This window comes from Amycolatopsis solani, from assembly GCF_033441515.1.
GTDB lineage: Bacteria > Actinomycetota > Actinomycetes > Mycobacteriales > Pseudonocardiaceae > Amycolatopsis > Amycolatopsis solani.
In genome coordinates, this window is sequence record NZ_JAWQJT010000001.1 from 3,213,416 (window position 1) to 3,233,770 (window position 20,355).

15 protein-coding genes are annotated in these 20,355 nt (G+C 72.2%); 9 read left to right on the forward strand and 6 right to left on the reverse strand.

Features of this window, described 5'->3' with window-relative positions; genetic code table 11:
* Positions 1-77 precede the first annotated feature (77 nt).
* Positions 78-1,358 (forward strand): S1C family serine protease, encoded by a 1,281-nt coding sequence (locus SD460_RS15800; RefSeq protein WP_290061610.1) that lies wholly within the window; start codon positions 78-80, stop codon positions 1,356-1,358.
* A gap of 84 nt (positions 1,359-1,442) precedes the next feature.
* On the opposite strand, the gene SD460_RS15805 is transcribed toward SD460_RS15800, so the two are convergent.
* A complete protein-coding gene (locus SD460_RS15805; protein WP_290058190.1) occupies positions 1,443-2,900 on the reverse strand; it encodes an MFS transporter in 1,458 nt (485 codons plus the stop codon).
* Between the two features lie 86 nt (positions 2,901-2,986).
* Here SD460_RS15805 and SD460_RS15810 point away from each other — a divergent pair, with 86 nt between their 5' ends.
* The gene (locus SD460_RS15810; RefSeq protein WP_290058191.1) at positions 2,987-3,361 is read left to right on the forward strand and encodes a MarR family winged helix-turn-helix transcriptional regulator; all 375 of its coding nucleotides are present in this window, start codon (positions 2,987-2,989) and stop codon (positions 3,359-3,361) included.
* 4 nt (positions 3,362-3,365) lie between these two features.
* Here the strand turns inward: SD460_RS15810 and SD460_RS15815 are convergent, their stop codons facing one another.
* A complete protein-coding gene (locus SD460_RS15815; protein WP_290058192.1) occupies positions 3,366-3,821 on the reverse strand; it encodes a carboxymuconolactone decarboxylase family protein in 456 nt (151 codons plus the stop codon).
* Positions 3,822-3,868: 47 nt separating this feature from the next.
* Between SD460_RS15815 and pdxR the strand changes: the two genes are divergently transcribed.
* Entirely contained in the window at positions 3,869-5,269 is a 1,401-nt protein-coding gene (gene pdxR / locus SD460_RS15820; RefSeq protein WP_290058193.1) for a MocR-like pyridoxine biosynthesis transcription factor PdxR, read from the forward strand.
* Positions 5,270-5,599: 330 nt separating this feature from the next.
* On the opposite strand, the gene SD460_RS15825 is transcribed toward pdxR, so the two are convergent.
* Entirely contained in the window at positions 5,600-6,400 is an 801-nt protein-coding gene (locus tag SD460_RS15825; RefSeq protein WP_290058194.1) for a glycoside hydrolase family 25 domain-containing protein, read from the reverse strand.
* A 260-nt stretch (positions 6,401-6,660) separates the two neighbouring features.
* Between SD460_RS15825 and SD460_RS15830 the strand changes: the two genes are divergently transcribed.
* Together SD460_RS15830 and SD460_RS15835 are read left to right on the forward strand one after the other, a co-directional pair.
* A complete protein-coding gene (locus SD460_RS15830) occupies positions 6,661-8,241 on the forward strand; it encodes a substrate-binding domain-containing protein (RefSeq protein WP_318306292.1) in 1,581 nt (526 codons plus the stop codon).
* Positions 8,242-8,248: 7 nt separating this feature from the next.
* Positions 8,249-9,994: a glycosyltransferase family protein gene (locus SD460_RS15835; RefSeq protein WP_290058196.1), complete on the forward strand. Its 1,746-nt coding sequence runs from the start codon at positions 8,249-8,251 to the stop codon at positions 9,992-9,994.
* A gap of 40 nt (positions 9,995-10,034) precedes the next feature.
* Here the strand turns inward: SD460_RS15835 and SD460_RS15840 are convergent, their stop codons facing one another.
* Complete coding sequence (locus tag SD460_RS15840; RefSeq protein WP_290058197.1) at positions 10,035-10,709, reverse strand: class I SAM-dependent methyltransferase; 675 nt, start codon at positions 10,707-10,709, stop codon at positions 10,035-10,037.
* A gap of 93 nt (positions 10,710-10,802) precedes the next feature.
* Here SD460_RS15840 and SD460_RS15845 point away from each other — a divergent pair, with 93 nt between their 5' ends.
* Positions 10,803-14,798, forward strand: a complete 3,996-nt coding sequence (locus SD460_RS15845) for an alpha-(1->3)-arabinofuranosyltransferase domain-containing protein (protein ID WP_318306293.1) — start codon at positions 10,803-10,805, stop codon at positions 14,796-14,798.
* Between the two features lie 42 nt (positions 14,799-14,840).
* On the opposite strand, the gene SD460_RS15850 is transcribed toward SD460_RS15845, so the two are convergent.
* Positions 14,841-16,043, reverse strand: coding sequence for a polysaccharide biosynthesis protein (locus SD460_RS15850; RefSeq protein ID WP_290058199.1), 1,203 nt, complete (start codon positions 16,041-16,043; stop codon positions 14,841-14,843).
* A 70-nt stretch (positions 16,044-16,113) separates the two neighbouring features.
* On the opposite strand from SD460_RS15850, the gene SD460_RS15855 reads away from it, so the two are divergent.
* The 3 genes from SD460_RS15855 to SD460_RS15865 are packed head-to-tail and all read left to right on the forward strand — an operon-like array spanning position 16,114 to position 19,047.
* Complete coding sequence (locus SD460_RS15855) at positions 16,114-17,796, forward strand: MmpA family trehalose lipid delivery protein (protein ID WP_318306294.1); 1,683 nt, start codon at positions 16,114-16,116, stop codon at positions 17,794-17,796.
* 3 nt (positions 17,797-17,799) lie between these two features.
* A complete protein-coding gene (locus tag SD460_RS15860; protein ID WP_290058201.1) occupies positions 17,800-17,982 on the forward strand; it encodes a hypothetical protein in 183 nt (60 codons plus the stop codon).
* 3 nt (positions 17,983-17,985) lie between these two features.
* Complete coding sequence (locus SD460_RS15865) at positions 17,986-19,047, forward strand: hypothetical protein (RefSeq protein ID WP_290058202.1); 1,062 nt, start codon at positions 17,986-17,988, stop codon at positions 19,045-19,047.
* Positions 19,048-19,090: 43 nt separating this feature from the next.
* Here the strand turns inward: SD460_RS15865 and SD460_RS15870 are convergent, their stop codons facing one another.
* Positions 19,091-20,230 (reverse strand): glycosyltransferase family 4 protein, encoded by a 1,140-nt coding sequence (locus SD460_RS15870; RefSeq protein ID WP_318306566.1) that lies wholly within the window; start codon positions 20,228-20,230, stop codon positions 19,091-19,093.
* Positions 20,231-20,355: the final 125 nt, after the last annotated feature.

Consider the following 20,355-nt stretch of genomic DNA (forward strand, 5'->3'; position numbering starts at 1 on the left):
GACGCGCGCCAGGAAATTCTCAGGAAACGGGCGTTCCATGGAAGGGCCGGAGGCGTAGTCGAGGGCTGGAGCTGTGCATGAGCGAGTACGACCGAGGACCGCAGGGTGGCGGCGAATACCCGCCTCACCAGCAGTACTACGGGCCGGAGTACTACGGGCAGCAGCAGTACTACGACCAGCCCCGTGACCAGTGGGGCCGCCCGTACGCGCAGCAGTTCCCCGCCTATCCGCCGCCCCCACCGGTGCCGCCGCGCAAGCGGCACCCGCTCCGGGCGCTCACCGTCGCGGTGGTCGCGATCGCGCTGGCCGTGGTCGCCGGGCTCGGTATCGGGCACCTGATCGCCGGCACGACCAGCCCCACCGCGGGCGGCAACCAGAACTTCGGCTTCTCCGGCCAGCCCAGCGCGGCACAGACGGTGCTCGACGTCGACGCCGTGTCGGCCAAGGTCAACCCGGCCATCGTGAACATCGAGACCGAGCTCGGCCTGCAGGGCGCGGCCGCGGCGGGCACGGGCATCGTGCTGACCCCCGACGGGGAGGTGCTCACCAACAACCACGTCGTCGCCGGGGCGACCAGCATCAAGGCGACCAGCATCGGCACCGGCGACACCTACACCGCGGACGTCGTCGGCTACAACCGCAGCGAAGACGTGGCGGTCCTGCAGCTGCGGAAGGCGTCCGGCCTGCCCACCGCCGTCATCGGCGACTCGTCGAAGGTCGCGGTCGGCGACCAGATCCTCGGCCTCGGCAACGCGGGCGGCAAGGGCGGCGACCCGGTGCCCGCGCCCGGCACGGTGACCGCGCTGGACCAGTCGATCACCGCGTCCGACGAGTCCAGCGGCTCGTCCGAGCAGCTCAAGGGCCTGATCCAGGTCCGGGCGAACATCGAGTCGGGTGACTCCGGCGGCCCGCTGGTCAACGCGGACGCGCAGGTCATCGGCGTCGACACGGCCGCGTCCACCGGCTACCAGCTCAACGGCCGCCGCAGCGGCGGCGCCGGCCAGGGCTTCGCCATCCCGATCAACAAGGCGATCGACATCGCCCACCAGATCGTCGCGGGCACCGCGTCGGACACGGTCCACATCGGCAAGACGGCGTTCATCGGCGTCTCGGTCACCGACGGACAGGGCGGCGCCCAGGTCCGCCAGGTGGTCCCGCGCGGCCCGGCGCAGAAGGCGGGGCTCGTGGCGGGTGACGTCATCACGGCCATCGACGGCAAGCCGGTCGACTCGGCGACGACGTTGACCAGCGTGATGGACACCCACCACCCGGGCGACCAGCTGACCCTGACGGTGACCAACGCCGGCGGCGCGCAGCGTCAGGTACCGGTCAAGGCGATCGAAGGCCCGGTCGGTTAGCGGAGGGCCTCACCCCGCCCCGAACGTAGTGAATGACTCATTCCTGTCGTCGGACGACAGGAATGAGTCATTCACTACACGCGGTCAGTCGGCGAGGGCCAGCAGATCACCTTCGGGGACCGGCTCGGGCGCCGGGCGCTTGCGGGCGGCGAGGCCGCTGATCGCGATCAGCAGGCCCAGCACCGCGATGCCGGTGACCACGCTCAACGCCGGGGTCAGCCCGGTCAGGAGCGCGGCCGGGGAGGCCTCGCGGCCGCCGTTGGCGGTCAGGACCGCCGTCACCACCGCCAGGCCGATCGCGCCGCCCACCTGCAGGGACGTGTTCAGCAGACCGCCGGCCAGACCCTGCTCGTTGTCGGCGACGCCGTTCGTGGCCTGGATGTTGAGCGACGAGAACGCCAGCGTGAAGCCGATGCCGAGCAGGATCATGCTGGGCAGGACGAAGCCCGCGTAACCCGAGTGTTCGTCGACGCGCAGGAACAGCGCGTAGCCGAGGACGTGCGCGACCACGCCCGCGAAGATCGTGCGCGGGGTACCGACGCGGTCGATCAGCGGCTCGATGCGCGGCGAGCCGAACGCCACGATCAGGGCGGCGGGCAGGAAGCCCAGCGCCGTCTGCAGCGCGGACCAGCCCAGCACCCGCTGCAGGTAGAGCATCACGACGAACTGGAACCCGATGTACGCGCCGAAGAACAGCGCGCCGCCGAGGTTGGCGCGGGCCAGTGGGCCCGAGCGCAGGATGCCCAGCCGCAGCAACGGGTGCGCGCTGCGCTTTTCGATGACCACGAACGTCACCAGCAGGGCCAGCGCGACCACGAACGTGATGAGCGTGCGCGGCGCGGCCCAGCCGATCTCCGGCGCCTCGACGACGCCGAACACCAGCAGCAGCGAGCCGGCGGCGCCGGTGATGGCGCCCGGGAAGTCGTAGCCGCGGCCTTCTTCACGCTGGTAAGTCGGGATCAGCTTCCACGCGGCGACGAACGCGACCAGCGCGATCGGCGCCGGGAGCAGGAACGTCCAGCGCCAGCCGACCTCGGTCAGCAGTCCGGAGAACACCAGCCCGGCGGAGTACCCGCTCGCGCCGAACACGGCGAAGATGCTGATCGCCTTGTTGCGGGCCGGGCCCTCCTGGAACGTCGTGGTGATGATGGACAGCGCGGCCGGCGCCGTGAACGCGGCGGCCAGGCCCTTGATGAACCGGCTGGCGATGAGCAGCGCGCCGTCGTCGACGAGCCCGCCGAGCAGCGAGGCCAGCGCGAACACGGCGACGGCGACGAGGAACACCCGGCGGCGGCCGAGCAGGTCGGCGGTGCGGCCGCCGAGCAGCAGCAGCCCGCCGTAGCCGAGCACGTACCCGCTGACGACCCATTGCAGCGCGTTCGTGGACAGGCCGAGGTCGGCCTGGATGGCCGGCAGCGCGACACCGACCATCGACACGTCGAGCGCGTCGAGGCCGATGACGATCGAAACGGTGAGCAGGACACCCCAGAGACGTGCGTCCCACCGCGTGGAGGTGGTGGACAAAGACACGGAAGAGCTCATGGCGGCGACAGTACATGCACACGCATCTAATGTCTAAGCATTTAATGAGTTTGCATCTGATGTGCGTGCATGCTAAGTTGGTCGCCGTGAGCGACGTCGCTGAGCAAGGCCTGGTGCAGGAGTGGCACGAGCTGCTGGCGCGCTATTCGGCCGTGTTCAGCACGCTCGAGTGCCGCCTGCAGGAGCGCCACGGGATCGGCGCGAACGAGTTCGAGGCCCTCGAGCGCCTCGCGACCTGCGACTTCAAGTGCCGCTCGGCCGACCTCACCGGCGCCATCCACTTGAGCCAGAGCGCCACGTCCCGCCTGGTCGCCCGGCTGGAGAAGGAAGGCCTGGTCGAGCGCGCACTGTGCGAAGTGGACCGGCGCGGCATCTTCGTGACGATCACCGACGCCGGCCGCGAGCGCTACCTCGCGGCGAAGCGGACGCACCGCGAAGTGCTCAACGAGACGCTGCGCTGACGCCTCAGCGGGCCACGCGTTCGTCCGTGCCGGGCACCTTCGCCGTGGAGATGGCGATGCGGTTCCACGTGTTGATGGTGAAGATCAGCGCGAGCAGCTGGGCCAGTTCTTCTTCGCCGAACTGGCCGGCGGCGCGGGCGTAGACGTCGTCGGGGACGCCGCCCTGGACGAGCGTGACGGCTTCGGTCAGCGCCAGCGCGGCTTGTTCCTTCTCGCTGAAGAAGTTCGTGGCCTCGGGCCACACCTGCACCAGGTGTAGGCGCTCCTCGCTCTCGCCGGCCTTGCGGGCGTCGGAGGTGTGCATGTGCAGGCAGTAGGCGCAGCGGTTGAGCTGCGACGCGCGGATCTGGACCAGCTCCACCAGCGCGGGGTCGAGCCCGGCGCGGGCGGCGGCGTCGAAGCCGATCAGGGCCTTGAAGGCCTTCGGGGCGGTCTTCGCGAAGTTCACTCGGTTCGTCATGACCAGAAATCTATGGCTTGTTTGACCTGTGTGTAGGGTGCATTTCCGTGGTGGATTCGTGGGTCAATTCGGGGGAGCGGCTGGGCGCCGACCTGCACTTGGAGCTGCCGGGCACCGGCGGCAAGCGGACCGCGCTGATCACCGCGCTGCGGGACGCCGTCCGCGCCGGACGGCTCGCCCCGGGCACCCGGCTGCCGCCGTACCGGTCACTGGCCGCGGACCTCGGCCTGGCGCGCAACACCGTCGCCGACGCCTACGCCGAGCTGGTCGCCGAGGGCTGGCTCACCGCCGTCCAGGGCTCCGGCACCCGCGTCGCCGAGCGGGCCGAGCCGCTCGAACCGGTGCGGGTGCCGCGGAAAGCGCCGTCCGCGCCGGCCCCGCGGTACAACCTGCGCCAGGGCCAGCCGGACGCGACGTCGTTCCCCCGCACCGAATGGCTCGCCGCGGCGCGCCGCGCGCTGAACGTGGCCCCGCACGACGCTTTCGGCCCCGGCGACCCGCGCGGCCGCCGTGAACTGCGGGAAGCGCTCGCCCAGTACCTGGCCCGGGCCCGCGGCGTGCGGACGTCGCCGGAGCGGATCGTGGTGTGCTCGGGTTTCGCGCACGCCCTGCGCCTGCTGTTCCCCGCGGTGCTGCCCGGCCCGCTCGCCGTCGAGTCCTACGGCCTCGCGTTCCACCGCACGATCTTCACCGCGGCTTCGGTGCCGACCGTCCCCCTGGACCTGGACGAGCACGGCGCGCGTGTCGACGACCTCGACGTCCCGACGGTGCTGCTGACCCCGGCCCACCAGTTCCCGACCGGCGGCCCCCTGCACCACGACCGCCGCACCACGGTCCTCGGCCACATCCGCACGACCGGCGGCGTGCTGATCGAGGACGACTACGACGGCGAGTTCCGCTACGACCGCAAACCGGTCGGCGCGGTCCAGGGCCTGGACCCGGACCACGTGGTGTACGTCGGTTCGGTCAGCAAGAGCCTGTCCCCGGCGCTGCGACTGGGCTGGCTGGTGCTGCCCGCGCACCTCGTCGACCCGGTGCTCGCGGCGAAGGGCGAGCGCGAGGCGTGGGCGGGCGTGCTGGACCAGTTGACGCTGGCGGAGTTCCTGGCTTCGGGTTCGTACGACCGGCACATCCGCCGCATGAGGCAGCGCTACCGCCGCCGTCGCGACCTGCTGGTGGCGACGTTGGCCGAGCGGGCTCCGCATGTAGTGCCGACCGGCATCGCGGCGGGCTTGCACGCGGTGCTGCGGTTGCCGCCGGGGACGGAGGCGTCGGCGGTGAAAGCCGCGGTGTGGCAGGGACTCGCGCTGGACGGGCTGTCCACGTTCCGCCACCCGGCGGCGAGGATGTCCACAATGGACGGCTTGGTGGTGGGGTACGCGACGCCGCCGGAGCACGCTTACGCGGCAGCGCTCGACGCGTTGTGCCGAGCGCTGCCACCCACCTGAGCGCTACCCCGGCGCGGCTGGGACGTCGCGAATGAGTCATTGGGGACCTCTGGCGTCCCGAATGAGTCATTCGCGACCTCGCCGCCGGGCAGCGTCAGCCGGTGCCCGGTCGCGCGCCGCTACGCCCGCCGACTCCTTCACGCGCATCCGAGCCCTGGCCCGCGCCGTGCGCTGCCCGCCTGACAGTCCGGCCGCGCCCGGTCCCGATTCCCGCGGCGGGGGACGTCGCGAATGAGTCATTGGGGACCTCTGGCGTCCCGAATGAGTCATTCGCGACCTCGCCGCCGCCGGGCATGGGCAACGGCAACCCAAGCCGGAGCTCGCGGCGCGCTACCCGACGATGTCGATCTCGAAGGGGTCCGCCGAGCTGTAGTTGATGTCCGCCCACACCGCGCCCGGCAGGTCGTAGCGGCGGTGGGACGTCAGCTTGTTGTTGTAGCCCGGTGTCTGCGTCGGGTTGTGGCCGACGCCCTGGTGGTCGTTGCCCCACGCGAAGATGTCGCCGATCCACATCGGCTTCGAGAAACCGTCGCCGCCGAGGCGGGGGCGGATCACGACCGCCGAGCCGGGGCTGCCGGACAGGAAGACGCGGACGGCGTGCTGCTCGCCGTTCGGCGGGGTGACGGTGATGCGCTCCATGATCTCCACTCCAGTCGAGGCGGGTGCGGTTCCGTCCACTCCGGGCCAGAAGTCGACGACCGACGAAATGTCGTAGCCCGGGGCGACGTTGCCGGCGTACTGCTTGGCGACCGCGCCGGCGGGGATGGTGGGATCGCCGTTGTAGTGCGCGATCCAGTAGTACGGCTCGGCGACGCCGGCGGAGGAAAACGCCGAGCGCACCGACGGCCAGGTCGACAGGCTGCAGTAGATGGTCGGGTCCGCGCCCGCCGCGCGGCGCATCCGGACCCAGCCCGGTGCTTCGCCGGGGGTGGCGTCGCCGGGTTCGACGTCCAGGACGTGGCCGTCGTTGGTGGACGCTTTCTTGACGATCGTGACCTTCACGGCCTGGGGAAAGCGCGCCCAGTCGGCAGCCGACCAGGGTTCGATTTTGATCTTGTCGATGTACCCCGCGACCATCCTGGCGTCGCCGGGGATGTTCGCGGCCGTCACCGCGTCGTACATCGTGCGCACGGGTTGCGTCTCCGTTCGGTGCCTCATCGCCGTTTCGGGGACGGCGAAATCGTCTCCGCGATTCGCCATGGTGATGTTACCCAAGTGGGACGGGCGTCAAGCGGGAAACGTTACGCAGTCCTTGTCAATCACCAAAACGGCCGCACGGCGCAATTCCTTCACCACGGTTTCACGCGGCGATGGTCACGGTCCGCTGCCGGTACTGGCTTCCCGCTCACCCGGCTGGCAAGCTGCCAGCACTTCACCACGGAAGGACGTGCATGGCGGCACACCCGGCGCGGGCCCGGCGGATCGACGCGCGGGTCGTCGTCCTGAGCGCGCTGCTCGTGGTCGCCCTGCTCGCCTGGGCCGGTGTCGACTACCTCAAGGACCGGCTGGCCGGCGGCGGCTGCGACTCGACGACGCCGGTGCGTGTCACGGCGGCGCCGGACATCGCGACGGTGCTCACCGCGCTCGCCGGGACCGTGCCGCAGCGCGACTGCTACCGCGTCGAAGTCACGTCGAGCGCGTCGCCGGCCACCGCCGCCGCCCTCGAAGCCAACGGCGCGACCGGCCCGGACGTCTGGGTGCCGGAGTCGAGCACGTGGCTACTGCAGGCCCGCGACGGCGGCGCGTGGAACCTGCCCGAGACCGGCCAGTCGGTGGCGAGCTCGCCTGTGGTGCTGGCGCTCACCGACGAAGTCGCGAAGCAGGCGGGCTGGCCGGGGAAGTCGCCGTCCTGGTCGGACGTCCTCGCCGCGAACCCCGTCGGGCTCCCCGATCCCGGCCGCGATCCCGCGGCGATCGCCGCGTTGATCGGGTTGCAGCAGCTCACCAAGGACGCGCCCGATCCGGCCGCGGCGTTCACCGAGAAGATCCGCGAGCTGTCGGCCGTGAAGGAGCCGTACCCCGCGTCTCCGGCGTCGGAGCAGTCGGTGCTGGCCCGCCGGCTCGTCGCCGCGTACCCGGCCGCCGGCGTGCCGGGTTTCGACTACCCGTACGTCGTGCTGCCGCGCGCGTCGGAGGCCTCGCGGTCGGCGGCCGAACGCTTCCTGCGGCTGCTGCTCGACCAGACCGCCACCAAGGCGTTCGCGGACAGTGGGTTCCGGACGCCGTCGGGCCAGCTGCTCGGCGACCGGCCGCGTGACACGCGGACGAACGCCGCGCCGCGCCCGGGCGGCCCACCGCCGCCGGAGGCGGTGTACGCCGTGCTCCAAGCGTGGGCGGGGGCGAACCTCAGCGCCCGCGTCCAGGTGCTGCTCGACGTGTCCGGCTCGATGGCCGCCACCGTTCCCGGCACCGGCCGGAGCCGGATGGCCCTCACCCTCGAAGCCGCGACGCAGGGCCTCGGCTTGTTCAAGCCGACCACCGAAATCGGCCTGTGGTTGTTCTCCACCAAGCTCGACGGCGACAAGGACTTCAAGGAACTGCTGCCGATGCGGTCGATCTCGCAGCAGCTCGGCGCGGGCGGGGTGGCGACGCTGCAGGCGGTCAAGCCGAAGCCCGGCGGCGCGACCGGCCTGTACGACTCGATCCTCGCCGCGTACCAGAACGCCCGCCAGAACTGGCAGCTCGGCCGGATCAACGTCGTCGTCGTGCTCACCGACGGCCGCAACGAGGACAGCGACTCGATCGGGCTGCCCGGCCTGCTGGCCGAGCTGAACCGGCTGCAGGACCCGCGGAAACCGCTGCCCGTCATCGGGATCGGCATCGGCCCGGACATCGACGCGAGCGAGCTGCGGCAGGTCTCCGCCGCGACCGGCGGCGAGTCCTTCACCACGCCGGACCCGCGCAAGATCTCCGACGTCTTCTACCAAGCGCTGAGCAAGCTCATGTGCCAGCCGCCCGCGTGCAAGAAGTGAGGAACCCGTGGTCGAGCTGACCGAAAAGCCCGCGGCACGGGCGATCCGAAGACCGTCCACTGTGGTCGTCGCCGCGTTCGTCGCGGGACTGGTGCCGTTGGCGCTGCACGCCTGGGCGGTGCTGCACGGGAGTTTCGCGCAAGACGACTTCGTGGTCACCTGGCAGGCGGCCGCGGCCGGGCCGTTCGACCCCGGCTTCCTCTTCCAGGACTACCACGGTCACCTGCAGCCCGGCGGGTTCTTCCTCGCCGCCGTGCTCACCTGGTGGGCGCCGCTGAACTTCCCGGTGTTCGCATTGCCGCTGCTGCTCGTGAAAGCGCTCGCGACGGTGTACTTCTGGTGCCTGCTCGTGCGGTGTTTCGGCCGCCGGTGGGCGATCCTGGTGCCGTTCACGGTCTTCACGGCGTCGACGCTGCTGCTGGTCCCGACGCTGTGGTGGTCGTTCGGCGTCCAGGTGCTGCCGGTCGTGCTGGCCACCGCCGGGGCGTTGCACGCGCACGTCCGGTACCTGGACGGCGGTGGCCGGTGGTGGCTGGGGACCTTCGCCTGGACGTTGTTCGGTCTCGCGTTCTACGAAAAGGCCGTGGTGATCCCGGTGCTGCTGGCCGCGGTGACCGTCCTGCTCGGACGGTCCTTCCGCGAGCACGCCCGCTACTGGCTCGGCCAGGCCGCGCTGCTGGTGGCGTTCGTGGTGGTCTTCTTCGCGCTGACGTCGAGCCAGGTCGGCACGGGCGCGTCGCCGCTGTCGGCAGGCACGGTCGCCGACCTGACCGCCCGGATGCTCGGCGACACGTTGCTGCCGGGCCTGGCCGGTGGACCGTGGTCCGGGCCGGGGCCGGGTGCGACCTGGGCGCCGACGCCGTTCGTCGTGGTCGTCGTGCTGGTACTGGCCGCGTTGGCGGTGGTGCTCGCCGGTGGCAGGCGCGGCGGACGGCGGGCGTGGGGTGCCTGGGCGCTGCTCGCGGCGGTGTTCGCCGTGGACGTCGCGCTGCTCGCGCTGACCCGGCTGCGCGAAGTGGGCCCGTCGGCCGGTGACGATCCCCGGTATGTCGCCGATCTGGCGCTGGTGGCCGCCCTTTGTGGAGCGTTCGCTTTCCTGCCGCCCGGCGAAGTTGCGCCGTCCGGTGGAAAGCGTGAGCGGCCGATCGCGGTAGCGCTGTGCGTGCTTTTGCTCGCCAGTTCCGCCGTCGGGTTTTCCCGGCTTTCCCCGGCGTTGCGGTTCGAGCATTCGGGGCAGTACGTCGCGAACGTGCGCGCCGCCGTCGGCGAGGATTCGGAGCTGGTCTTCTACGACACCTTCGTGCCGTCGGACGTGGTGCACGAATGGTTCGGCGCGGACTCGCGCGCGTCCCGGGTGGTCGGCCTGCTGCCCGGCACGCGCTTCGACCAGCCGACGAGCCGGATGCACCTGCTCGACGCCACCGGCACGCCGCACAAGATCACCGGCGTGGACCCGATTTCCCGCGGTGTCCCCGGCCCGGTCCCGAACTGCGGCTACGCGATCGGCGAGACCCCGGTGCGCGTCGCGCTGGACAAACCGGTGCTGGGACGGCATCTGCTCAAGCTCGATTACTACACTTCGGACGGTGGCGAAGGCCTGGTGGACCGCACGCCGGTCTGGTTCCAGGCCGGGCTGCACTCGCTCTACCTGCCGGTGGACGGCCTCTTCGACAGCGTCGCCGTCCGCCTGTCGAGCCCGGGCGCGCCGGTGTGCGTCGCGAAAGCCGAGGTGGGCACGCCAGTCACCTCGTGAGTGTTTAGTCGGGTTCTAACCCGACTAAACACTCACGAGGTCAGTAGGGGTCGTACGGGCTGTCGTGGCCGAGCAGGCGTGCGAGCGGGCGGAGGCGCAGGCGCAGCAGCACCTTGACGACCACGTTGCGCAGGAACCACGGCAGCTGCGCCAGCACACGGACGCGGTCCGAAGCGGACGGTGGGGCCAGCCGGAACCGCGCCAGCGACGTCGCCCGGTCCACATAGGTGTACCGGCGTCCGAAGAGGACCTTCGCGATCGTGCCGAGGGTGACGCCGATCGAGGAAAAGCAGTCGTGGACCAGGATCTCGGCTCCTTGCGGCAGGTGCGCCGACCAGCGCAGGTCGTCGGTGTAGGTCCAGTAGTCGTGCTTGCCGTCGATGTAAAGCAGCTGTAGGGGCCGGTCCCAGTGAGGACGCAGTTCCGTGCTGTAACCGGCGACGAGCTCGACGACGTCGTCCAGGCCGGCACGGCGGATGTTGCGCTCGAACAGTTGCCGCGTCGGGGATCCGCCGAAGAGCCGGCCGTCCACGAAGGGGTCGACCGCGATCACCGTGGCCCCGGCCGTGCGGGCCGCCGCGCCGAGGACGATCGTGGATCGGCCCTGGTGACTGCCGATTTCCAGGATGACATCGCCCTTTTCCAGCCGGCACGCGGCGTCCCACAGCGCTCGGCCCTGCGCGCGCGTCATCCAGCCCTTGACCGGCTCGGCCAAGGCCCAGGCATCTTCGAACGAGATGGCGCACCTGCCTGAATTCGGGAGGATCGTCGGCACATGGTAGCCAGGTTTCCGCCTAGTATCTACCGGATGGTAACCGGCACCCGCGAACGAACCCGGGACGACGCCCCGCCTTCCGGGCGCGTCCGGAAGGGCGCGTTCTTCCGGCGGCCGAGCACCTGGATCGTGCTGGCGCTGACCACGTTGTCGTTCCTGCAGATGCCGGGGAAGACGACGTTCGACACCAAGCTCGACCTCGCCGTCGACCCGCTCGCCTTCCTCGGCCGCGCCCTGCACCTGTGGAACCCCCAGGCCACGGCGGGGGAGCTGCAGAACCAGGCGTACGGCTACCTCTTCCCGATGGGCCCGTTCTTCGCGCTGTGCCAGGCGGTGGGCGTGCCCGCGTGGATCGCGCAACGGCTGTGGGGCGCGATCCTGCTGTCGGCCGCGTTCGGCGGGGCGCTGCTGCTGGCGCGCGCGATGAAGATCGGCACCGAGCGCACGCGGCTGATCGGCGCGCTCGGCTACGCGCTCGCGCCGCGCATGCTGACCGAAATCGGTGGTCTCTCCGCGGAAATGCTGCCCGCGGTGCTCCTGCCGTGGGTGCTGGTGCCGCTGGTGCGGGCCGGGAAGATCGGCTCGCCGCGGCGCGCGGCCGGGCTGTCCGCGCTGGCCGTGCTGTGCATGGGCGGCGTCAACGGCGCGATGGTCGTGATGGCGCTCGTCCTGCCCGGACTCTGGCTGCTGACGCGCAAGTGGACGCGCGAGCACGTCAGGCTGGTCCTGTGGTGGTTCGCCTTCGTCGCCGGCGTGACGCTGTGGTGGATCCTGCCGCTGCTGCTGCTCGGCGAATACAGCCTGCCGTTCCTGGACTACATCGAGTCCGCGACGAACACGACCGCGCCGATGTCGCTGTTCGAGGTGCTGCGCGGGACCAACCAGTGGGTCGCCTACGTCGTGCAGGGCACGCCGTGGTGGCCGGGCGGCTGGTCGCTGATCGACAACCCGGTGCTGATGCTGGCCACCGGGCTCGTCGCCGGCGTCGGCCTGTTCGGGCTGACCCGGCGCGGCCTTCCGGAGCGGCGGTTCCTCGTCTTCGGCGTGCTCACCGGGTTGACCCTGCTGACCATCGGCTACGTCGGCACGCTCGACAGCCCGGTCGCCGAGCAGGTCCGGCACCTGCTCGACGGGCCGCTCGCGCCGCTGCGCAACGTCCACAAGTTCGAACCGGTGCTGCGGTTGCCGCTGGTGCTCGCGTTCGTGCACGGCATCTCGAGCCCGGCCCGGGTGAAGTCCGCGCGCCGGTTCCTGCGGCCCGCGCTGGGACTGCTGCTGGTGCTGGTGATGGCCGCGCCCGCGTGGCTGCTGAACCTGCGGTCCGGGCCGGGCTGGGACGAGGTTCCCGGCTACTGGTACGACGCCATGGGTTACGTCGCGAAGGCCGACCCGAACGCCCGGACGCTGCTGCTGCCGGCCACCGGGTTCGGCGAGTACGAGTGGGGCCGCACGGTCGACGAGCCCGCGCAGGCGATCGCGAAGAGCCCGTGGGCGGTGCGCAACCAGGTCCCGCTGGGGTCCGAAGGGAACACCCGGCTGATGGACTCCGTGGACGCGGCGCTCGCCGACGGCCGCGGCGATCCCGGGCTCGCCGCGCTGCTCGCGCGGTCCGGCTACCGGTTCCTGTTGCTGCGCAACGACATCGAACGCGAGCGGACCAACGCGCCGCCCATTGCGACCCTGCGCGCCGGGCTGGCCGGCTCGCCGGGCATCGCCAAGGCGGCGGCGTTCGGCCCGCTGGAGGTCTACGAGGTGCGGCGGCCGGTGCCGCTCGCCACCGCGACGTCCACAAAGGACGTACCGACGGTGAGCGGCGGGCCGGAAAACCTGCTGCCGCTGCTCGATTCCGGCCAGCTCGACCCGTCGACACCGACCGTGCTCACCGGGGACGGGGGCTCACCCGGCGGGCCGCGGCTGGTGACCGACGGCCTGCGGCGCGCCGAGCGGAACGTCGGCGGCGTCCGGGACAACCTCAGCCAGACGCTGACCGCGGGTGAGGCCTACCGCCAGCAGCGCGCGGCGGGCGACGTGCTGCCGTTCCCCGGGCCGGAGCACCAGACCGTGGCCGCCTACCGGGGGATCCGCGCGGTGACGGCGTCCACGGCGGCATCCTTCGCGGACGCGTTCGGCGGGTCCGACCCGGGCCACCAGCCGTTCGCCGCGATCGACGGCGATCCCCGCACGGCGTGGCACTCGTCGTCGTTCACCGGGCCGATCGGCCAGTGGCTCGAGGTGGAGCTGGACACCCCGCGGCTGGTGAACGCGATCGACCTGCAGCTGGTGGACGACATCCGCGTCGGCTGGCCGCCGACCCGGATCCGGATCACCACCGACAACGGTTCGGTCGACCAGCAGGTGATCCGCGGTGCGGGCGCGCACAGCTACAGCGTCGCGGGCGGGGTCACACGCAAGGTGCGGATCACGTTGCTGTCGCTGGTGGTCGGGCGGCAGGACGGCAACGTCGGGATCGCGGAGCTGAAGATCCCCGGCACCGAGCCGCAGCGCACGCTGGAGGTGCCCGCGGACCTGCCGGTCGGCCCGGCGCCCGGCTTCTCGTTCACACGCGGCGCGGCGCCGCGGTACGCGTGCCTGCCGGTCGGCGACGCCGTCCGGTGCGACGCTTCGGCCGCGCGCGACGGCGAGGAACCCGACGGGATCCGGCGCCTGTTCAGCACCCCGGCCGAAGAGACGTACCTGGTCGGCGGCTCGGTGCTGCCGTCGGGCGGCGGCCGCAACCCGGTGCAGCTGCCGGGGGTGACGGTCGCCTCGACGTCCCAGCTCGCCGGCGACCCGGCCGCGGCGGGGTTCGCGGCGGTGGACGGCGACGCGGGCACGACGTGGCGCCCCGACGTCACGGACCTGCGGCCGGCGCTGACCCTGGGCTGGACCTCGCCGAAGCGGATTTCCGGGCTGCACATCGGGGTTTCGCCGTCGAGCGGGGCCCGGGTGCCGCGGCAGGTGGAGCTGGTCGGCCGGTCGGGCACGCGGACGGTCGAGCTGGACGCGAGCGGGTCGGCGTCGTTCGAACCGCTGGACACCGACCAGCTGCAGATCGTGCTGCCGGGCGACGACGACGATCCCACGGCCCGCGCGGTGGCCGGGATCGGCAGCCTGGAGCTGTCGGGGACGGCCGGGCTGCTGCCCGGCCCGGACCCGGCGTTCACGGTGCCGTGCGGGTCGGGGCCGAACATCCACCTGGACGGCCTCGACTACCGGACGTCGGTGCAGGGGACGCTGGCGGACATCATCGCCCACCGCGCACTGGAGCTGCGGATGTGCCGCGATTCCGAGGGCGGCGTCGCGTTGCCGGCGGGCGGGCACGAACTGCGGACGGACCGGTCGGAGTCCTTTGTGGTCCAGGACCTGTGGCTGCGTCCGGTGAAGGCGCCGGCCACGCCGCCGGGGCACCGGACGGTGCAGGTGGGGACGTGGGACGCGACGGCCCGCACGGTGACGGTCGGGCCGGGCGAGGAGGCGGTGCTGGCGATCCCGGAGAACGCGAACGCGGGCTGGGTGGCCACAGTGGATGGTCGCGAGCTGGCCCGCACCCGCGTCGACGGCTGGCAGCAGGCGTGGCTCGTCCCGGCCGGCGCGGGCGGGGTGGTTTCGCTGTCGTTCACGCCGGATTCCGCGTACCGCGCGGGATTGCTGACCGGCGCGGCGGCGGTGCTGCTGACGCTGATCGCGGTGGCGTGGCCGGCCCGGCGGCGGCCGTTCCCGGTCGTCGCGGGCGGTGCCGCGGTACCGGTGGTGCTGATCGGGCTGCTGGTGGCGCTGGGCGGGATGCTGCCGGTGGTGCTGCTGATCGCGTGCCTGCTGGCCCGCCAGTTCTCGGAGCGGGCACCGCGGTACCTGGCGTTCGGCGGCATGGCCGTGGCGGCGGCGGTGTCGGTGGTGGGCCGGGTCCTCGGCCACGGCCAGGAGTGGGCGTACGGCCCGGTGACGCAGGCCGCCCTGTTGCTGGCCGCGGCGGCGATGGTGTCGACGTGCGTGGACTGGTTCACGCGGCCCGCCGGCTCCGGGATGTAGTGAATGACTCATTCCTGTCGTCGGACGACAGGAATGAGTCATTCACGGCGTTCGGCGTGCCCGCAACTCCAGCATCGCCCCCGCCACCGCCAGGCCACCCGCGCAACACGCCGCCGCCGTGACCACCTGCGTCGCCGAGCCGTGCAACCACAACAAGATCAACGCCGCCTCCGCGGCCACCGCCGTCCACATCAGCACCGTCACCCGCCGGTCGCCGTCCGCCAGCCGGGCGTACAGCAGGATCTGCACCAGCGCCAGCATCGACCCCGCCAGCGCGAACGGCCACACCGGCATCACGCTGCCGGCGTAACGGGAACCGCCGATCAGCCCCAGCAACGACGGCCCAACCGCCACCGAAACCAGCAGCACCACGGCGTCCAGGCAGGCGCACACCGCCAGCGCCACCGGCAGCACGCGCCGCCGTCCCGCGGACAGCGCGAACCGCGGCAGCACCAGCACGCCCACCGCCTGTGGCAGCCAGTACGCGATCTTCGTGACGATCGCCCCCAGCGCGTACTCGCCCGCCGAACCCGCCGGCAGCGTGTGCCGCGCCAGCACCAGGTCCAGGTTCACCAGGAGCACCAGCGCCAGCATCGCTTGCGCCGTATGGAGTACTTCGCCACCGTGGCGATCGGCCCAGCGGGGCCGGGGACGGCCGCAGAGCTGCCAAGCCACCACCACGACCACGACCGACCCGAACGCGGTTCCCGCCAGCGCGCCGGTCGTCGAACCCGTCAGGAGCAGGCCGAGCAGGGAACCGCCGACCTTGCCGCACCCCTCCAGCGCGATCAGCCCGGCCAGCCTCGCGAACCGGTGCGCGCCCTGGAGCAGACCGTGGAACAACCCCAGCAGCGTCAACGGCCCGAGCGCGGCCGTCACCAGCAGCGCCGGCGTCAGCGAGCCCAGGTGCAGCAGGAGCACCAGCAACGGGCTGAGCGTCAACGCCGCCGTCGCGACGATCCCGCTCGTCATCAGCCCGAGCGCGAACAACGGACCCCGCGCCGGCGACGACGAACGCGCCACCCGCAAGGCGACGACCGTCTGCAGTCCCATCGCCGGGACGACGCCGATCACCAGCACCGCCAGCAGGGAGCTCAGCTCGCCGAACGCGCCGGGCGCGAGGATCCGCGCGGCCGCCAGGCTCAGCACGTAACTCGCCGCGTTGTTGCCCGCGAGCGCGAGCGAGACGAGGATCGCCGCGACCCGGTTGCCGGTCCGGGCCGGGTCTTCGGTGGCTACGCTCAACGGCGGGCTCCCATTACCGGCGAGTAATGAGCAGGGACCATAACCTCGCGCGCACCGGAAAGGAAGGGCCGTGGACGCACCGGGCAAGCGGTTCGCGCTCCCCGCGTGGTCCGCCGTGCTCGCGTTCGCCGTCTGCGCGCCCTTGCTGCGCCGCGGGTTCACCCTCGGCTACGACATGGTGTTCGCGCCCAGGCAGTACTTCGTGCCGGACGCCCTCGGGCTCGGCAGCACGCTGCCGCGATCCGTGCCCGCCGACGCCGCCGTCGCGTTGGCGACCACCGCGCTGCCCGGCGACATCGTCCAGAAGATCGTCCTGCTCCTGGCGATTTTCGCGGCCGCGCTCGGCGCGGGCCGGCTGGTCCCGACCGGCCACCTCGGCACCCGGCTCGTCGCCGCGACGACGTACGCGTGGACGCCCTACGTCGCCGAACGGCTCTTCATCGGGCACTGGCCGCTGCTGCTGACCTACGCGTGCCTGCCCTGGATCGCCGCCGCGGGACTCGCGGCGCGCGCACACGAACCGAATTCCCTGCCGAGACTGGTGATCGCGAGCGCGGCGGCGGTCCTGACCCCGCCGGGCGGCGTGCTCGCGAGCGCCGTCATGGTCGCGGCCGCCGGGTCGCGCAGGCTCTGGCAGACGGTCCCGATCGCCCTCGCGCTGAACCTCCCGTGGCTGGTGCCGACATTCCTCAACCCCGGCGGCACGTTCTCCGACCCGGCCGGGGTGACCGCGTTCAGCGCCCGCGCCGAAAGCTGGGGCCCCGCGCTGTTCAGCGTGCTCGGGCTGGGCGGCATCTGGAACGCCGAAACGGTGCCCGGCAGCCGGGCGATGCCGCTGGTCCCGGTGCTGACCCTCGTCGTCGCCGCGATCGCCGTGGCCGGGCTCCGGCCGCTGGCGAAGTGGTGGGGGCGGGCGCCGGCGTTGTCGCTGTCCCTGCTCGGGGTCGCGGGTGTGCTGCTGGCGTCGCTGGCGACGTTGCCGGGTGGGACGGCGCTGCTCACCGCGGCGACGCGGTACGTGCCCGGCGCCGGGCTGCTGCGCGACGCCCAGAAATGGGTGGCCTGGTGGGCGCTTCCGCTCGCGCTCGGCTTCGCGCTGGCCGTCGAAGCCGCCGCCGCGAAGCTGAAGACCGAGCGCGGCCGGATCGCCTTGGCCACGGCGGCGATCGCCTTGCCCTTGGTCACCATGCCGGATCTGGCGTGGGGCGGCTGGGGACGGCTCGGCACGGCGCAGTACCCGGACGACTGGCGGGCCGTGTCCGAAGTGCTCGGTGACCGCCCCGGCGACGTGCTCGTGCTGCCGCTCTCGGCGTTCCGCGGGTTCGCCTGGAACGCCGACCGCACTCAGCTGGACCCGGCGCCGCGCGCGCTGCCGAGACCCGTGCTGATGGACGACACGCTGCAAGTGGGCGCCGACCGCATCGCGGGCGAGGACCCGCGGATCGGCGACGTCCGCGCCGCGACGTCCGCGCGGGAGCTCACCGCCGCGGGGATCGGCTGGGTCCTCGTCGAACACGGGACACCCGGCGACGTCGACCCGCGGTTGCTCGCCGACGCGACCGCGGTGTGGTCGGGTGAATGGCTGACGCTCTACCGGACACCGGGTGTGCCTTCGGTGAAAGCGATCTCGTGGACGCCCGCCTTGGTGGCGAACGGAGTAGCGCTGGGATTGCTGTGCGTCGCACTGTTGTGCCGCATGTTACCGATGCGTACATTGGGCCGCGGCAGGATTTCCCCGCCGCGGAAGGAGTGACACGTGGGCACGGTCATCGGCGCGGTCGTCGCCGTCATCATCGGCGGCGGGGTGGCGACCGGCGCGGGGTTCGCCCTCGTCAAGGGCGCGGACCCCGACGCTTCCGCCCAGGTGCAGGACAAGCTCAACGCGCAGGTGAAGTACAACCCGGCCGACCACCCCGGCAAGATCTACGGGAGCCGCTGACGCGTGACCCGGCTCGCCTCCGACCACGCGCACCGCGTCGTCGGGCTCTACGGCGACCCCACCGTTTCCTGGAGCATCCTCCTCGAAGCGGAACTTTCCGCGGCCGCACCGGAACCCGGGAAGCTCCGGGCGCGCCTCGCGGCCGCGGTCCAGCAGTACCCGCACCTCGGCGCCGTGCCCGAAATCGAGCTCGCGGACGACTTGCCCGCCGTCCGCGACCGGTTCGCTTCGGAGCCCTACGAACGCACCGCGCCGCTCATCCGCGTCGCCGTCCGGGCGGACGCGCTGCTCGTCGCCGCGCACCACGGCGCCCTCGACGGCCTCGGCCTGCTGGCCCTGCTCGGCATCCTCCTCGACGTCCCGGTTTCCTCGGCGGCGACCGGGATCGGCCCCCGTGGTGGCGGCAAACCCTTCGTCGTTTCGGCCGTCCAGCGGCTCGCTGAGGCGGTTTTCGTGCCGCCGGGCCGGATCGTGCCGGATCGGGCCGCACCGTCCTCAGGGGACGTCTTCGCGGCCCGCCACGAACCGCGGCTGCGGCTCGGCGCCCCCGGGTTCGTCACGGCCGCTGCCCGCGCCACCGAACGCTGGAACCACTCGCACGGTGCCCGCACGGCGCGGGTCGTGGCCGCGCTGGGCGCGTCACGGCGGTCCGGCGCGGCACCGGAGCCGGTGCACGACAGCGCGTTCTTCCGGCTGCGACTCGGTTCCCGCGCGGCGGACGTCGCCGCGCTGCTGCGGACACGGCCGCCCGAGCCGGACTTCCCGGCGCGCAGCAGCCGCTTCGCCCGGCTGGGAACCCGCCTGCTGGCCGGCCGGCTGGGGTCGACGTTCCTGGTGTCGAACCTCGGCCTGGTGTCCACGGTGGACACGGTGCGCTCGCTCGCGTTCTACCCGGCCGCGAGCGGGCGGTCCGGGGTGGCGTTCGGCGCCGCCACCACCGGCGGCACCACGACGGTGACGGTCCGGGCCCGCCGCCGCGACTTCGACGCCCCCGCCGCGGCCCGGTTACTGGCGGAGTTCGGCGACGCGGTCCGGGACCAGGCCTCGCCGCGCTGCCGTGAATGACTCATTCCTGTCGTCGGACGACATGAATGAGTCATTCACGTCATCAGGGCCGGGGTTGAGCGAGTTCCGGGGCGCGGGTCAGCACTCGCGGCCGGGGCGCGGGACGGCCCGAGACTTCCCGCACCAGTGAAGCGAACTCCGCCGAACTCCGCTCCCAGCTGAACATCCCCGCCCGCTCGACGCCCGCCAAGCCCATCTCCGCGCGGCGCAGGCCGTCCGCGAGCAGGCCGTCCACCTGGGCGGTGAAGTGGTCGAAGTCGTCGGCCAGCAGCCCCGTCCGGCCCTCCACAATGGATTCGGCGACCCCGCCGGCGGCGCGGTAGGCGACCGAGGGCACGCCGTGGGCCGCGGCCTCCATGATCACGATGCCCCAGCCCTCCTTGACCGACGGGCACAGGTGCAGCCAGGAGCGCGCGAGGATCTCGTGCTTCGCGTGCTCGTCGACCCAGCCGTGCAGCACCACGCGATCCGTGACGCCCCGCGAAGCCGCGTGCGCGCGCAGGACCTCGTCCCACGGGCCTTGGCCGACGACCTCCAGCCGCAGCGACGGCCAGCGCCCGGCGAGCCGCGCGACGACGTCGATGGCGTGCTCGATCCGCTTGTGGGGCACCAGCCTGCTCACCGCGACCAGGGTCGGCTCGGGGTCACGGGCGGATTCGCACGCCGGGGGCGTGTCCAGCCCGTTCGGCACCACCGCGACGCGGTCCGGCTCGACGCCGAGGCCGGCCAGCTCGGACTTGGTGACCTCGGAAACCGTGAGGTAGCGGCACTTGCGGAACAGCCACGGCGCCAGCCGCGACTCGATCCACCAGCCGGCCCGGCCCAGCACCTCGCCGAGCGCGCTGATCCACTGTTCCTTGTGGACGTGGTGCACGAGCACCAGCACCGGACAGCCGGCGACCAGCCGGGCGAAGAACGGCATCCCGTTCTGCACGTCCACGACGAGGTCGGCGCGGGCCCGCCGGATCGCGCGCAGCGCGTGCGCGTACACGCCGAACTTCCCGCCGCGGCGCCGGTAGCGGACGCCGTCACGCCATTCGCCCGCGGTCGCGCCCGGGTACGCCGCGCACTGGATTTCGACCCGGTAGCCCGCTCTCGCGAGCCCTTCGGCCATCCGCTCGACGTACCGCTCCGACCCGCCGCCCTCGGGGTGGCCGGTGTCGCGCCAGTTGACGAGGAGCACGCGAGGACGTTCCATCGGGTTATCCCAACTGTAGCGACGGTGCTAGGTTACTGGTGCGTACACAGTAGATGAACGTATTCGGGAAAGCGACGGTTCAATGGTAGGTAATCCGGTGCTCTCCGCGA